The organism is Pseudomonas sp. 65/3-MNA-CIBAN-0223 (genome assembly GCF_040310425.1).
GTDB lineage: Bacteria > Pseudomonadota > Gammaproteobacteria > Pseudomonadales > Pseudomonadaceae > Aquipseudomonas > Aquipseudomonas gregormendelii.
This window is the reverse complement of sequence record NZ_JBEOPV010000017.1, coordinates 112,847-127,047: the sequence shown is the minus strand read 5'-3', so window position 1 is coordinate 127,047 and position 14,201 is coordinate 112,847. Positions and strand designations below refer to the sequence as shown.

Here is a 14,201-nt window from a genome sequence, read left to right as displayed (position 1 = left end):
GAAGATTTTGATACGGCCAAGCTTTTCAGCGAAAAACACCTGCTGAAAGCTTGACCGGTAACAGAGTATCTACAGGATCGTGCCTGGCTGCGGTTTTGTAGGAGCTGCCGAAGGCTGCGATCTTTTGATGTGTTGGTTAGGTTTCTGTTGGAGTCTGGCAATGCCGCTACGCGAAGAATGTCTGTGGGAAAAACTGACGCCGCAAAGGCCCGACAATGCTTCGCTCAAAGGCGAGGTCAAGGCCGATGTCTGCGTGATTGGCGCGGGCTTCACCGGGCTGTCGGCGGCGGTGCATCTGCTGGAGCAGGGCAAGACGGTCTGTGTGCTGGAAGCGCATCGGGCCGGGCATGGCGGTTCCGGGCGTAACGTCGGCCTGGTCAACGCCGGTATGTGGATCCCGCCTGACGAGATCGAAGCCGGGTTCGGCGAGGCAGTGGGCAGTCAGCTCAATCGCATGCTCGGTGCAGCGCCGTCCCTGGTGTTCAGCCTGGTCGACAAGTACAACATCGATTGCCAATTGCGCCGCGAAGGCACGCTGCACATGGCGCATAACGCCCGTGGCGAAGCGGATCTGCGCAGTCGTGAAGAACAATGGAAACGTCGCGGCGCGCCTGTGGAATTGTTGACAGGCCAGGCCTGCGAGCAAGCCACCGGTACCCGCAAAATTGCCGCCGCACTGCTGGATCGGCGTGCCGGTACGATTAACCCGATGGCCTACACCAGTGGCCTGGCCAAGGCAGCCATTGGCCTGGGCGGGCAGCTGTTCGACCATTCAGCGGTGACTCGGCTGGAGCGTCAGGGCCAGAAATGGTCGGTGCAGACTGCGCAGGGTTCGGTGTTGGCCGAACAGGTGGTCATCGCGTCCAACGCATACACCGAGGGCGACTGGACCGAACTGCGGCGTAATTTCTTTCCCGGTTATTACTACCAGGTGGCGTCAGTCCCGCTGACTGAAGAAGCCGCGCAACAGATCCTGCCCGGTGGCCAGGGGTCCTGGGATACCCGGCAAGTGCTCAGCAGTATTCGTCGCGATAAAGACGGGCGTCTGCTGCTCGGTAGCCTCGGCAACGGCAATCAAAAGCCGGTGTGGTTCCTCAAGGCGTGGGCGGATCGGGTACAGCAGCATTACTTCCCCTATCTCAAGCCGGTGGAGTGGGAGTGCACCTGGACCGGCTGCATCGCCTTCACCCCGGATCACCTGATGCGCCTGTTCGAACCAGCGCCCGGAATTGTGGCAGTCACCGGATACAACGGGCGCGGGGTCACCACGGGGACGGTGGTTGGCAAGGCGTTTGCCGATTACCTGTGTAACGGCAATCCTCAGGCGTTGCCGATTCCGTTTGCACCCATGCAACCCCTGACAGGCGTGGGCATACGCAGTTGCCTCTACGAGGCGGGCTTCTCGCTGTATCACGCAGGCCAGTGCCTGCGCATCGTCATTTGATTGTTGAAAGATGTTACTGAAAAGCGGCGCTTTTTCGAGCAGCGACTAGCCTGTAATGGTGCGGGTTGTAGCAGTCCCGCACCAGCGGTGTGCACTTCGGTGACGCACGATGTTACAGGCTGGTTGCACGTCGTTTGGTGTCGCGGTTGCAATGATGGCGCGGGCGGGTTGCGCCTTCTGGAATTAATGGTTTTACCTTCTGCGGTTTAGACGGTTGCACGCCCAATGAAGACGGGTTCAAAACAGTCGGAATAACAATAACTCAGCGACTTTTTCAAGAATAAAAAACCGATGGCACGGCCCTTGCTCTGAGCATTCAGTGAAGTCGCAGTGCCAACTAAAAAAAACCTTGGAGCACCACCTCATGTCCCAGACGTTTTACAAGAAAGGCTTTCTGGCCCTCGCAGTGGCAGCTGCGTTGGGTGTTTCTGCGTTTGCACAAGCTGATGTGAAAATCGGTGTGGCGGGTCCCATGACTGGCGCTAACGCGGCATTTGGCGAGCAGTACATGAAGGGTGCACAGGCTGCGGCCGATGCGGTCAACGCAGCAGGCGGCGTCAACGGGGAAAAAATCGTACTGGTGAAGGGCGATGACGCCTGCGAACCGAAACAGGCTGTGACGGTCGCCAAGGACCTGACCAACCAGAAAGTGGCAGGCGTGGTCGGCCATTTCTGCTCCTCGTCGACAATCCCGGCCTCCGAGATCTACGACGAAGCGGGCATTATCGCCATCACCCCGGGTTCCACCAACCCACAGGTGACCGAGCGCGGCTTGAGCGCCATGTTCCGTATGTGCGGGCGTGACGACCAACAGGGCATCGTCGCTGGCGATTACATTGTCGATGTGCTCAAGGGCAAAAAAGTGGTCGTGCTGCACGACAAGGACACCTACGGCCAGGGCCTGGCTGATGCTACCAAGGCTCAACTGGTCAAGCGCGGCGTTACGCCAGTGCTGTATGAAGGCCTGACCCGCGGCGAAAAAGACTTCAGCACCATTGTTACCAAAGTCCGCGGCGCTGGCGCCGATGTCGTCTACTTCGGTGGCCTGCACCCTGAAGCCGGTCCTCTGGTTCGCCAGCTGCGTGAGCAAGGCCTGAAAGACGTCAAGTTCATGTCCGATGACGGCATCGTGACCGACGAACTGGTGACCACCGCTGGCGGTCCGCAATTCGTTGATGGCGTGCTGATGACTTTCGGCGCTGATCCGCGCCTGCTGCCAGACAGCAAGGCTGTGGTGGATGCGTTCCGCAAAGCTGGCACCGAGCCTGAAGGCTACACCCTGTACGCCTACGCTTCGGTTCAGACCCTGGCGGCAGCGTTCAACGGCGCCAAGTCCAACAGTGGCGAAAAAGCGGCTGAGTGGCTGAAGAAGAACCCGGTCAAGACTGTCATGGGTGAAAAGACCTGGGACAGCAAGGGCGACCTGAAAGTCTCCGACTACGTGGTTTACCAGTGGGACAAGGATGGCAAATACCACCAGCTGGAAAAACAGAAGTAAGGGCTGACTCGATCGGCTGAATCCACAGTTCCCCTGTAGGAGCGAGCTTGCTCGCGATGACGGACTGACAGGCAACGCATTCGTTGAATGTTAAACCGCAATCGCGAGCAAGCTCGCTCCTACAGGGGGGCGGTGGTGTGAAGTCTGATCCTGACTGACATTGCTCCGACGTATATCTGTATTTTCCTTAGAAGAACCGCGCACCGACGGTGCGCAGGTTCTCACTGCGTGAGATTGCGTTATGGATGGTATTTTCCTGCAGCAACTGGTCAACGGCCTGACCCTCGGGTCGGTCTATGGCCTGATCGCCATCGGCTACACAATGGTCTATGGCATCATTGGCATGATCAACTTCGCCCATGGCGAGGTTTACATGATTTCCGCTTACCTCGCGGCGATCAGTCTGGCTCTGCTGGCATACTTCGGTATTGAATCCTTCCCGCTGCTGATGCTCGGCACGCTGATCTTCACCATCATCGTCACGGCGGTGTATGGCTGGGTCATCGAGCGCGTCGCCTATAAACCCCTGCGTAACTCCACCCGCCTGGCACCGCTGATCAGCGCCATCGGCATCTCCCTGATCCTGCAAAACTATGCACAGATCGCCCAGGGCGCCAAGCAACAAGGCGTACCCACCCTGCTTACGGGGGCCTGGCGTGTCGAGGTCGGCACAGGTTTTGTGCAACTGACCTACACCAAGGTGTTCATTCTGGTCGCAGCATTTGCCGGCATGGCGTTGCTGACCTACATCATCAAGTACACCAAGCTCGGCCGCATGTGCCGCGCGACCCAGCAAGACCGCAAGATGGCCTCGATCCTGGGGATCAACACCGACCGGGTGATTTCCTACGTGTTCATCATCGGTGCAGCCATGGCAGCCCTGGCCGGCGTGCTGATCACCATGAACTACGGCACTTTCGACTTCTATGCCGGCTTCATCATCGGGATCAAGGCGTTTACCGCTGCGGTACTCGGCGGGATTGGCTCGCTACCGGGAGCGATGCTCGGCGGGATCATTCTCGGGATCTCCGAGTCGCTGTTCTCCGGCCTGGTCAACTCGGACTACAAAGACGTCTTCAGCTTCTCGCTGCTCGTTCTCGTTCTGGTCTTTCGGCCCCAAGGCCTGCTCGGCCGTCCTCTTGTGTCGAAGGTGTAAGCGATGTCTTCAACCACTAAAAAAACCATTGATCTCAAAAGAAGCCTGGTTGACGCGATTCTTGCCGGTCTGGTTGCCCTGATTGTGTTCGGCCCGATTGTCGGCGTGGTCCTCGACGGATACGGCTTCAATCTGGAAACGACGCGCGTGGCCTGGATTGTCGCGATCGTCATGGCGGGGCGCTTTGCCCTGAGCCTGTTCCTGCAGACCCCCAAAGGCCTGAAAATCCTCGAAGGTTTTGAAAGCACCGGCTCCGGCGTGCACGTGCTGCCACCGGATTACAAATCACGGTTGCGCTGGATAATCCCGCTGTTGATTGTCATCGCCGTAGTCTTCCCGTTTTTCTCCAACTCCTACCTGCTGGGCGTGGTCATCCTCGGCCTGATCTACGTGCTGCTCGGCCTCGGCTTGAACATCGTGGTCGGTCTGGCCGGCCTGCTCGACCTTGGCTACGTGGCGTTCTACGCCATTGGCGCCTACGGCCTGGCACTCGGTTACCAGTACCTGGGCCTGGGCTTCTGGACGGTACTGCCGCTGGCGGCGATCATGGCGGGCCTGGCCGGTTGCATCCTCGGTTTCCCGGTATTGCGCCTGCACGGCGACTACCTGGCGATCGTGACCCTGGGGTTTGGTGAAATCATCCGGCTGGTCCTCAACAACTGGCTGTCGTTGACCGGTGGCCCGAACGGCATGGCTGCACCTCTGCCGACGTTCTTCGGCCTGGAGTTCGGCAAGCGCGCCAAAGATGGCGGGGTGCCTTTCCACGAGTTCTTCGGCATCGCCTACAACCCGGACGTGAAGTACTACTTCATCTATGCGGTGTTGTTCCTGGTGGTCCTGGCCGTGCTGTACATCAAGCATCGTCTGGTCAAGATGCCCGTCGGCCGTGCCTGGGAAGCCTTGCGCGAAGATGAAATCGCCTGCCGGTCCATGGGCCTGAACCACGTACTGGTCAAGCTCTCGGCTTTTACCATCGGTGCGTCGACTGCGGGTCTGGCCGGGGTGTTCTTCGCCACTTATCAAGGCTTCGTCAACCCGACCTCGTTCACCTTCTTCGAATCGGCGCTGATCCTGGCCATCGTGGTCCTGGGTGGGATGGGCTCGACCATCGGCGTGGTGATTGCAGCCTTCGTACTGACCGTTGCGCCGGAGCTGCTGCGTGGGTTCGCAGAGTACCGGGTGCTGTTGTTCGGCATCCTGATGGTGCTGATGATGATCTGGCGACCGCGCGGCCTGATCCGGATCAGCCGTACCGGTGTGACCCCGCGTAAAGGAGTAGCGCCATGAGCGAAGTCGTCCTCTCGGTCGAAAAACTGATGATGCACTTTGGCGGCATCAAGGCGTTGAGCGATGTCAGCCTCAAAGTGCACCGCAACTCGATCTTCGCCCTGATCGGCCCCAACGGCGCAGGCAAGACGACGGTGTTCAACTGCCTTACCGGCTTCTACAAGGCGTCTGGCGGCAAAATCGAGCTCAATGTGCGGGGTGAACGCACCAACGTCATCCAGCTGCTTGGGGAGTCCTTCAAACCGACCGATTTCGTGTCGCCAAAATCTTTCCTCAGCCGCATGTACTACAAGATGTTCGGCGGCACCCACCTGGTAAACCGTGCCGGCCTGGCGCGCACTTTCCAGAACATTCGCCTGTTCAAGGAAATGTCGGTGCTGGAAAACCTCCTGGTGGCCCAGCACATGTGGGTCAACCGCAATATGCTGGCCGGCATCCTGAACACCAAGGGTTACCGCAAGGCGGAAAGTGATGCCCTGGACCATGCGTTCTATTGGCTGGAGGTCGTGGACCTGGTGGATTGCGCCAACCGCCTGGCCGGCGAGTTGTCCTATGGCCAGCAACGCCGTCTGGAAATTGCCCGGGCCATGTGCACGCGGCCGCAGATCATCTGCCTCGACGAACCGGCCGCCGGCCTCAACCCTCAGGAAACCGAAGCGCTGAGCGCGATGATCCGGCTGCTGCGCGACGAGCATGATCTGACCGTGGTGCTGATCGAACACGACATGGGCATGGTAATGAGCATTTCCGACCACATTGTGGTGCTGGACCACGGCATCGTCATTGCCGAAGGCGGACCGGAAGCGATTCGCAACGATCCGAAAGTGATTGCGGCCTACCTGGGCGCTGATGAAGAGGAGTTGGTATGACTCAACCGATCCTCGAGCTAAAGGAGCTGGACGTGTTCTACGGGCCGATCCAGGCCCTGAAAAAAGTCTCGCTGCACATCAACGAAGGTGAAACCGTCAGCCTCATCGGCTCCAACGGTGCCGGCAAGTCGACCCTGCTGATGTCAATCTTCGGCCAGCCCCGTGCGGCTGACGGACAGATCATCTACCAGGGCGTCGACATCACCCATAAGTCGTCCCACTACATTGCGTCCCATGGCATTGCGCAGTCGCCGGAAGGCCGGCGGGTGTTCCCCGACATGACCGTCGAGGAAAACCTGCTGATGGGTACCATCCCGATTGGCGACAAGTACGCCAAAGAAGACATGCAGCGCATGTTCGAGCTGTTTCCGCGGCTCGAAGAGCGGCGTACCCAGCGGGCCATGACCATGTCCGGCGGCGAGCAGCAAATGCTCGCCATCGCCCGGGCGTTGATGAGCCGGCCGAAGTTGCTGCTGCTGGATGAGCCGAGCCTGGGCCTGGCGCCGATTGTGGTGAAGCAGATCTTCTCGACCTTGCGAGAGTTGGCGAGTACCGGCATGACCATTTTCCTGGTCGAGCAGAACGCCAACCACGCGCTCAAGCTGTCGGACCGGGCGTACGTGATGGTCAACGGTGAGATCCGCCTCACAGGCACCGGCAAGGAGCTGCTGGTGAACGAGGAGGTGCGTAACGCTTATCTGGGCGGGCATTGATTCATTGCCGAGATATCAACAGCCCCGACGAGCGATCGTCGGGGCTTTTTTATCTTCACTGCTGCCGGACCCTGTGGGAGCGCGCCTGCTCGCGACAGGGGAATGTCAGTCGAAAAACGTCCCGCAGGACGACCGCTATCGCGAGCAGGCTCGCTCGCGCAGGTGCAGGCTGCGCGGTATTTCGAAATTGTGGAAAACAATATTCACGAGCTCTTAAACCGCGACATAAAGCCGCTGCAAATAGTTGTTTTGTCACGGTTTTGACTTGTCCCCGTTTGCTGTGGAACTGGCTGTGAATAACGTGGGAGTAGCTGGCTGAGAGCCACGGTAATCAAGGCCTGTAGCAAGGTGGTTGTTATTTGATCAGGCATTTTTGGCGGTTGGTTGGCCGGCTTTGTCAACCATTTTGTTGGACGTTGAATGGGTCTAAATCCAAGCCGGTCACCCTGTGGATAAGTCTGTGGTTAAACTCTGGAAAGACTCGGCTGAGGGCCGTAGTTACTGGCTTGGAGCCATCGTCTATTACGCAGCTGGATCGTGCAAAATGCCATGGGCTACAACGCCCGTGGTCGAGGGTCAAGCTAAAAACTTTGCGATCTGCCCGCAAAGCCTTGTACACAGCGGCTTGCGGCTTTTTGACTTGCCCCCGTTAACTGTGGACCTGCCTGTGGATAACGTGCGCGTACATGGCTGCAAGCCAGGCAGGCCATGGCTTGGCGCTGGTTGGTCGTTTTTTGTACAGTGGCTCGATGTTGCCGGTGCCTGCAAGGCAGGGCATGCTGCCGGCTGATTATCTATTCCAATGGCTGTTCGTCAGCCGAAGCTAGGAGAACACGATGTCCGACACCCTGTTTATCACCGGCGCTACTTCCGGTTTTGGTGAAGCCTGTGCCCGTCGTTTTGCCGAGGCGGGCTGGAAACTGGTGCTGACCGGCCGTCGTGAGGAACGCCTCAACGCCCTATGTGCCGAATTGTCCAAGCAGACCGAGGTACACGGCCTGGTGCTGGATGTGCGGGATCGCCAGGCCATGGAGGACGCGATTGCCAACTTGCCGCCGTCTTTCGCCACATTGCGCGGCCTGATCAACAATGCGGGCCTGGCTTTAGGGGTCGATCCTGCGCCCAAGTGTGATCTCGATGACTGGGACACCATGGTCGACACCAACGTCAAGGGCTTGATGTACAGCACCCGCCTGCTGTTACCGCGCCTGATCGCCCACGGTCGTGGTGCTGGCATCATCAACGTGGGTTCCGTTGCCGGTAACTATCCGTATCCGGGCAGCCACGTGTATGGCGCGACCAAGGCCTTCGTCAAACAGTTCTCCCTGAGCTTGCGCTGCGACCTCCAGGGCACTGGCGTGCGCGTGAGCAACATCGAGCCGGGCATGTGCGAAAGCGAGTTTTCGCTGGTGCGTTTCGCGGGTGACCAGGAGCGCTACAACGCGACCTACGCCGGCGCCGAGGCGATTCAACCGCAGGACATCGCCGATACTATTTTCTGGGTGCTTAATGCGCCGGCGCACATCAACATCAATAGTCTTGAGCTGATGCCGGTGAGCCAGACCTGGGCTGGGTTTGCCATTCATCGTGATGGCGGCAAGGCTTGATCCTGAGTGATGGCCATCGCGAGCAAGCTTTGCTCCCACGGGAGAAAGCTTGCTCGCAGTGAAGGCTGTCACCTGCAGGAGCAAAGCTTGCTCGCGATGACGGCTGCCGGATTAGCCCAGATAGTCCGCCAGCCCGCGATAACAGGTCGCCAGATGATAGGGCGTGGTTGAAGGCATATCCTTGCGGCTCACCTGGCCCAGTTCATCACGACACTCATGCCAGCCTCCGGCATGCAGGAAGTTCTGCTGCAAGGCCAGGAGTTGACGCTGCACTGCGGCTTCGGCGTCTGGCCTCAAGGTCAGCGCACGCAGGTATTCCGCCTGGGCCCAGATGCGCTGGGTGGCGTCCCTGGCCTTGCCGTTAAGGTCGAGCATGGCCTTGACGGCGCCTGAGTGTGGATCCACCCCCGATTGTTTGGTGAAGGCGAACGCCCGCTCCAGTGAGCCGTGCAGCTGCGAGCCGCGCAGCAGCGGTGACGATTCGAGCAGGAAGTACCATTCAAACTGGTGCCCCGGTTCATACCAGTTATCCACAGCGCCCAGCGGCTTCTCCATCAGTACGCCTTGCTGCGGATCGATGAAACGTTGCTGCATGGCTGTGCATAACGTCACCAGCATGCTTTGCACAGCGTCGTCCTGACGTGCCGCCAGCGTCGCCAGGAAGGCTTCTGCCAAGTGCATCAGGGGGTTCTGCAAGGGCCCGGTTTGCAGCGATGACCAGTCGCGCTCCAGACACGCCTCGTACAGGCCGTCGCCTGTTGCGAAGCGCTGCGCAATCACCTCCAGCGCGGTATCGAGCAGGTGCCCGACTGAAGGCTCGCGCACCTTGTCCCAGTAGTGTGCACAGGCGAACAAGATGAACGCGTGGGTGTAGAGGTCTTTGCGCTGGTCCAGTGGCGCGCCCAGCGCGTCGATGCTGTAGAACCAGCCACCGTGTTCGGCGTCGTGGAAGTGTCGTTGCAGAGAACTGAACAGCTGCGCGCTGCGTTCTTCGGCGGCAGGCACCTGGCCGATCAGGCTGGAAAACACATACAGCTGCCGCGCGCACGCCATCGCCCGATAACGCTGCGGTGGCAGTGGCGAGTGTTCGGCATCCAGTGCCTCGTAGGGCAGGGCCAGTTCAGCGTTCCAGCCGGGGCCTTGCCACAGTGGCACGATCACTTCCTGGAAATGCTGCTGCACCGAGGCGAACAGGGCGGTCAATTCTGGCTGGGAGGCGGAGCGGGAAACAGGCTGCATTGGCTGGCGTCGTCACGGCAGGGGCGATTGCGCGACATGTTAGCAGGCCTGAGAGATGCGGTGTCTGTCAGGCCGCCATCGCGGGCAAGCCCGGCTCCTACAGGACCCGGGCTGGAATCCGGTTAGGGGTGTTCACAACCCCATAGGGGATCCGGCCTGGAACCCCATTGTCCGTCTCCACCAAACCCTGTGGGAGCCGAGCTTGCTCGCGATGAGGCCTGCCCAGGCCATACAGAACTCAGCCCGCCAGCAACCAGGCCCCGGTCACCGCCGAGGCCGCACCTGCCAGCCTGACCAGTGGCGCCGCTGCCTGCGGCAACACTCGAACCACCGCATAACCTGCGGCATGCAATGCCGCCGTCGCCAGGACAAATCCGGCCGCGTAAGTCCATGGGCTGGACATGTCGGGCAGTTCCAGGCCATGGGCCACGCCATGAAACAGTGCAAACAAAGCCGTTGCCCCGACCGCCATGGCCAAAGGGGGACGTACCGCCAAAGCCACTGCCAGACCCAGGGCCAGCACCGACGCCGCGATCCCGCTTTCCAGCGCAGGCATACTCAAACCTTCAAAGCCCAATATCCCGCCAAGCAACATGGTGCCGACGAAAGTGCAAGGCAGTGCCCAGCGCGCGGCGCCTTGCTGCTGCGTCGCCCACAAACCCACGGCAACCATCGCCAGCAAGTGATCAAGGCCACCGATCGGGTGGCTGATACCCGCGATCCATCCATTGTCGCCATGGCCCGGGTGGGCAAAGGCGACAGCCGGTGTCAGCAGCAGCACGATGGCGCCGAGAATGCGTTTGAGTGTCATGTAGAGCTTCCTTGTTGAAAATGTGAAAGGGTCAGGCCGCGGTCAGCAGGCCCTGACGCTCGATGAAAGCGATGATTTCTTCCAGGCCCTGGCCGGTTTTCTGGTTGCTGAAGACGAACGGCTTGCCGTTACGCATGCGTGTGGTATCGCTGTCCATCAACGTCAAGGACGCGCCTACCAATGGCGCGAGATCGATCTTGTTGATCACCAGCAAGTCGGACTTACAGATCCCCGGCCCGCCCTTGCGTGGCAGCTTGTCGCCGGCCGATACGTCGATCACGTAGATGGTCAGGTCGGACAGCTCGGGGCTGAAGGTTGCCGAAAGGTTGTCGCCGCCGGACTCCACCAGGATCAGATCCAGCCCCGGGAAACGCCGGTTCAACTGATCCACCGCCTCAAGATTGATCGAAGCGTCCTCGCGGATTGCGGTGTGCGGGCAGCCGCCGGTTTCCACGCCAATGATGCGTTCCGGGGCCAAGGCTTCGTTGCGCACCAGGAAATCGGCGTCTTCGCGGGTATAGATATCGTTGGTCACCACTGCGAGGTTGTAGCGATCACGCAGGGCCAGGCACAGGGCCAGGGTCAGGGCCGTTTTGCCGGAGCCGACCGGGCCGCCGATCCCTACGCGCAAGGGTTGTGTATTCATGTGATTCTCCTAGGAACGGAATAGACGGCTGTACTGGCGCTCGTGGGCCATGCACGCCAGGGACAGGCCGATAGCGGCGCTGCCATAGTGTTCAGGGGTAATACGCGTGGCGTTTTGCTGGCCCTGCTGCAGAAGGGGCAGCAATTGGCTGGTAAGCCGCTGGGCGGCCTGCTGGCCAAGGGGCAGGGTTTTCATCAACACCGCCAATTGGTTTTCCAGCCAGCTCCACAGCCAGGCGGCCAAAGCGTCCTGCGGGCTGATCTGCCAGGCGCGAGCGGCCAAGGCCCAGCCCAGGGCCAGGTGGGGTTCCGGGCGCTGTTCAAGAAAGGCCCGTGCCGGTGGATCAAGCTCGGGCAAGCCATTGAGCAACTGCTGCAGGGAATAACCCATCTGCCGACTTTCCTGATGCAACTCGCGGGTTTCGCGGCTGGCGCGGTGCTCCTCGCAGCGTTGCAGCAATTCGCCCCAGTTGTCGGCGGCGGCCGCCTCGCAATGAGCCAGTAGCAGCGGCGCTTCAAAACGAGCCAGGTTGAGCAGCAACTGGTCGCTGATCCATTGGCGGGCGCTGTCCGGGTCATGGACCCGGCCATTGTCCACCGCCATTTCCAGTCCCTGGGAATAGCTGTAGCCGCCAATCGGCAATTGCGGACTTGCCAGGCGCAGCAGCGCCCAGGCCGGATTCATAAACGCACGCCGAACTGGTGCAGTTTCGGCGGGTAGTTGAAATCTTCATCGCCGTGGCGCGAGTGGTGATGGCCGCCGCCGTAAGCACCGTGTTCCGGCTGGAACGGCGCTTCGATGTTTTCGACCTTGGCATCCAGCTGTTCAAGCATGGCCTTGAGCACGTAATCATCGAGCAGGCGCAGCCAACCGTCGCCGACTTGCAGCGCAACGTGGCGATTGCCGAGGTGATAGGCCGCACGGGTCAGTTCGAAGGCGTTGGCGCAGGTGACGTGCAGCAGTTGTTCGGGACGGGCGCAGACGCGCACGATGCGGCCGTCTTCAGCCTGCAGGCATTCGCCGTCATACAGCGGCGGCTGACCGCGCTCCAAAAACAACCCGACGTCTTCCTGTTCGGCACTGAAACAGCGCAAACGGCTTTTGCTCCGGGCTTCGAAGGTCATGTGCAACTCGGCGGCCCAGACGGGTTGAGGGTCGATCCTGCGATGAATCACCAGCATCGGAAAACTTCCAGCAATGAACGATAGTCATGCTAGAGCAAGGGGCTTGCCAGATCGGCGGCGTGTAGGAAATAGCTGTCGGAAGCGTAGTAAATATCTTAACTGCTCGACTGTTTTGCCTGATGTTGGTGCGCTGCATTTTGGTGCTGCACCATGTTGTGGCGAATTGCCTAAGTCACCTATTCGGTGCTGCCAAGTCCTTGCCAGTGCTTGAGGCCGATAAAGATGAAACGCAATTGCTGGGTAATTTTTGCCTGCGGCGTTAGGTGATCAGGCAGGGCTTGGGCCGGCGGGTCGATGATGTCCGGCAAAGTGGCAAATACGCTTTTGACGATCAGGTCGGCCATGACATTCAGGCCGGCGAGGTCCAGATGCTGCAGTTTTGGCATCAGCGACAGATCTGACGCAAGGTCTGAGCTGATGTCCTCACGCAAACGGCCAATGGCCTGGCGAACCGGTAGCGAACCGCCATACTGCTCGCGCGCCAGAAACAGGAATTGCGAGCGATTGGCTGAAACTACGTCGAGAAATATGCGCACCGACGCATCGATAATGCCGCCCATGACAAACTCATTGTGGCGCACCAGGCGAATGGTTTCGCGGAAGGTCTGGCCGACTTCGCTGACCAGTACCAGGCCCAATTCATCCATGTCGGCGAAATGTCGATAAAACCCGGTAGGCACAATGCCGGCGGTCTTGGCCACTTCGCGCAGGCTCAGGCTGCCGAATCCGCGGCCGCATTCCATCAGGTGGCGGGCAGCGTCCATCAAGGCACTACGGGTTTGTTGTTTCTGTTCGGCGCGGGGCAGCATCGGCAGGGTGATTTCTGGACAGGGACAGCGACGCACTCTAGCAAATCGGCTTTGCCTGCGTCGAACGACTATCGAGGGGTAAAGCGGGGGATTTGCTACTTTCAGAAAGTCAAAAGCCCAATCGACAGACTGGGCTTTTTTTCAGGGCCGCCATGGGCTCAGCTCAAGGCGCTGTTGCGTTCGATTACACGGTCACCACCACCTTCGGCAAGGGTCTGGCCTTGTGGGGTACGATCGGAACCGTCGGCAGCCAGGGTTTGACCTTGTGGAGTGCGATCGGAACCGTCAGCAGCCAGGGTTTGACCTTGTGGAGTGCGATCGGAACCGTCAGCAGCCAGGGTTTGGCCTTGTGGCGTACGATCGGAACCGTCAGCAGCCAGGGTCTGGCCTTGTGGAGTGCGGTCCGAGCCGTCCTGGGTGATCAGGCCTTTTTCTTTCAAACGATCGTTACCGCCTTCAGCCAGGGTCTGGCCTTGTGGAGTGCGATCCGAACCGTCGGCAGCGATGGTTTGGCTGAATACCGAGCGGCTGTCTTTGACTTGTGGGGTAGCCTGGTCAGCAGCTGGCAGAGCGAAAGCGGTGCTGGCCAGCATGGAAAGGGTCAGGCTTAGCAGTAATTGGCGTTTCATGATGGGTTGCTCCTTGGGGGGGCGATAAAGTGGGTACGAGGTCAATGCTACTCTCGATAAGTCGATATAAAAGTTCATAAACGCAATGGTAATAATCAACGGAATTGATTGTTCTGCGAAATGGCTCTAGACCGGGCGTTTCCGGCGGGTGTTTTCGCACCGGGGTGGGTATTTTCGACTCACACGTGCGACGTAAAAGTGCGGTGTCGGTAACGCCTTATCGAGTGGGCAGTCTGTCCCGGGACGATTATTTGAGGATTAATCGGGATTTCGGTTAAACCTGCGGGCCATTTTTCAGTCGTAGATCTC

The 14,201-nt window shown here is 59.6% G+C and carries 14 protein-coding genes; 7 read left to right on the top strand and 7 right to left on the bottom strand.

Going from position 1 to position 14,201, the window contains the following annotated elements:
- Positions 1-160: 160 nt before the first annotated feature.
- From amaA to AAEZ09_RS20520, 7 genes are all read left to right on the top strand, one after another.
- Positions 161-1,444, top strand: a complete 1,284-nt coding sequence (amaA, locus tag AAEZ09_RS20550) for an L-pipecolate oxidase (RefSeq protein WP_045058935.1) — start codon at positions 161-163, stop codon at positions 1,442-1,444.
- Between the two features lie 364 nt (positions 1,445-1,808).
- Entirely contained in the window at positions 1,809-2,942 is a 1,134-nt protein-coding gene (locus AAEZ09_RS20545; RefSeq protein WP_045058936.1) for a branched-chain amino acid ABC transporter substrate-binding protein, read from the top strand.
- A gap of 241 nt (positions 2,943-3,183) precedes the next feature.
- Entirely contained in the window at positions 3,184-4,098 is a 915-nt protein-coding gene (locus tag AAEZ09_RS20540) for an ABC transporter permease subunit (protein WP_045058937.1), read from the top strand.
- Positions 4,099-4,101: 3 nt separating this feature from the next.
- Positions 4,102-5,385: a high-affinity branched-chain amino acid ABC transporter permease LivM gene (gene livM / locus AAEZ09_RS20535; RefSeq protein WP_045058938.1), complete on the top strand. Its 1,284-nt coding sequence runs from the start codon at positions 4,102-4,104 to the stop codon at positions 5,383-5,385.
- Positions 5,382-6,254: an ABC transporter ATP-binding protein gene (locus AAEZ09_RS20530; protein WP_045058939.1), complete on the top strand. Its 873-nt coding sequence runs from the start codon at positions 5,382-5,384 to the stop codon at positions 6,252-6,254. The genes livM and AAEZ09_RS20530 overlap by 4 nt, the downstream gene beginning before the upstream one ends.
- On the top strand, positions 6,251-6,967 hold the full coding sequence (locus AAEZ09_RS20525; RefSeq protein ID WP_122841576.1) for an ABC transporter ATP-binding protein: 717 nt from the start codon (positions 6,251-6,253) through the stop codon (positions 6,965-6,967). The genes AAEZ09_RS20530 and AAEZ09_RS20525 overlap by 4 nt, the downstream gene beginning before the upstream one ends.
- An 836-nt stretch (positions 6,968-7,803) precedes the next feature.
- Positions 7,804-8,574 carry an SDR family oxidoreductase gene (locus AAEZ09_RS20520; protein ID WP_045058941.1) on the top strand — a complete coding sequence of 257 codons (771 nt, stop codon included), beginning with the start codon at positions 7,804-7,806 and terminating at the stop codon, positions 8,572-8,574.
- Between the two features lie 111 nt (positions 8,575-8,685).
- On the opposite strand, the gene AAEZ09_RS20515 is transcribed toward AAEZ09_RS20520, so the two are convergent.
- From AAEZ09_RS20515 to AAEZ09_RS20485, 7 genes are all read right to left on the bottom strand, one after another.
- Positions 8,686-9,813: an AGE family epimerase/isomerase gene (locus AAEZ09_RS20515; protein WP_350600584.1), complete on the bottom strand. Its 1,128-nt coding sequence runs from the start codon at positions 9,811-9,813 to the stop codon at positions 8,686-8,688.
- Between the two features lie 238 nt (positions 9,814-10,051).
- Entirely contained in the window at positions 10,052-10,624 is a 573-nt protein-coding gene (locus AAEZ09_RS20510; RefSeq protein ID WP_350600582.1) for a HupE/UreJ family protein, read from the bottom strand.
- A gap of 31 nt (positions 10,625-10,655) precedes the next feature.
- Positions 10,656-11,270, bottom strand: a complete 615-nt coding sequence (gene ureG / locus AAEZ09_RS20505) for an urease accessory protein UreG (RefSeq protein ID WP_047536839.1) — start codon at positions 11,268-11,270, stop codon at positions 10,656-10,658.
- 9 nt (positions 11,271-11,279) lie between these two features.
- Positions 11,280-11,954, bottom strand: a complete 675-nt coding sequence (locus AAEZ09_RS20500; RefSeq protein ID WP_350600580.1) for an urease accessory protein UreF — start codon at positions 11,952-11,954, stop codon at positions 11,280-11,282.
- Positions 11,951-12,451: an urease accessory protein UreE gene (ureE, locus tag AAEZ09_RS20495; protein ID WP_350600578.1), complete on the bottom strand. Its 501-nt coding sequence runs from the start codon at positions 12,449-12,451 to the stop codon at positions 11,951-11,953. Before ureE ends, AAEZ09_RS20500 begins: the two co-directional genes overlap by 4 nt.
- Positions 12,452-12,630: 179 nt before the next feature.
- On the bottom strand, positions 12,631-13,263 hold the full coding sequence (locus AAEZ09_RS20490) for a TetR family transcriptional regulator (protein ID WP_205891998.1): 633 nt from the start codon (positions 13,261-13,263) through the stop codon (positions 12,631-12,633).
- Positions 13,264-13,421: 158 nt separating this feature from the next.
- Positions 13,422-13,892: a hypothetical protein gene (locus tag AAEZ09_RS20485; RefSeq protein WP_122841588.1), complete on the bottom strand. Its 471-nt coding sequence runs from the start codon at positions 13,890-13,892 to the stop codon at positions 13,422-13,424.
- Positions 13,893-14,201: the final 309 nt, after the last annotated feature.

Coding starts and splice junctions, on each gene's coding strand:
- ureE (WP_350600578.1), bottom strand. CDS start 12,451: ATGCTGGTGATTCATCGCAGGATCGACCCTCAACCCGTCTGGGCCGCC.
- AAEZ09_RS20525 (WP_122841576.1), top strand. CDS start 6,251: ATGACTCAACCGATCCTCGAGCTAAAGGAGCTGGACGTGTTCTACGGG.
- AAEZ09_RS20520 (WP_045058941.1), top strand. CDS start 7,804: ATGTCCGACACCCTGTTTATCACCGGCGCTACTTCCGGTTTTGGTGAA.
- AAEZ09_RS20530 (WP_045058939.1), top strand. CDS start 5,382: ATGAGCGAAGTCGTCCTCTCGGTCGAAAAACTGATGATGCACTTTGGC.
- AAEZ09_RS20485 (WP_122841588.1), bottom strand. CDS start 13,892: ATGAAACGCCAATTACTGCTAAGCCTGACCCTTTCCATGCTGGCCAGC.
- livM (WP_045058938.1), top strand. CDS start 4,102: ATGTCTTCAACCACTAAAAAAACCATTGATCTCAAAAGAAGCCTGGTT.
- AAEZ09_RS20515 (WP_350600584.1), bottom strand. CDS start 9,813: ATGCAGCCTGTTTCCCGCTCCGCCTCCCAGCCAGAATTGACCGCCCTG.
- AAEZ09_RS20500 (WP_350600580.1), bottom strand. CDS start 11,954: ATGAATCCGGCCTGGGCGCTGCTGCGCCTGGCAAGTCCGCAATTGCCG.
- AAEZ09_RS20545 (WP_045058936.1), top strand. CDS start 1,809: ATGTCCCAGACGTTTTACAAGAAAGGCTTTCTGGCCCTCGCAGTGGCA.
- ureG (WP_047536839.1), bottom strand. CDS start 11,270: ATGAATACACAACCCTTGCGCGTAGGGATCGGCGGCCCGGTCGGCTCC.
- AAEZ09_RS20490 (WP_205891998.1), bottom strand. CDS start 13,263: ATGCTGCCCCGCGCCGAACAGAAACAACAAACCCGTAGTGCCTTGATG.
- AAEZ09_RS20510 (WP_350600582.1), bottom strand. CDS start 10,624: ATGACACTCAAACGCATTCTCGGCGCCATCGTGCTGCTGCTGACACCG.
- amaA (WP_045058935.1), top strand. CDS start 161: ATGCCGCTACGCGAAGAATGTCTGTGGGAAAAACTGACGCCGCAAAGG.
- AAEZ09_RS20540 (WP_045058937.1), top strand. CDS start 3,184: ATGGATGGTATTTTCCTGCAGCAACTGGTCAACGGCCTGACCCTCGGG.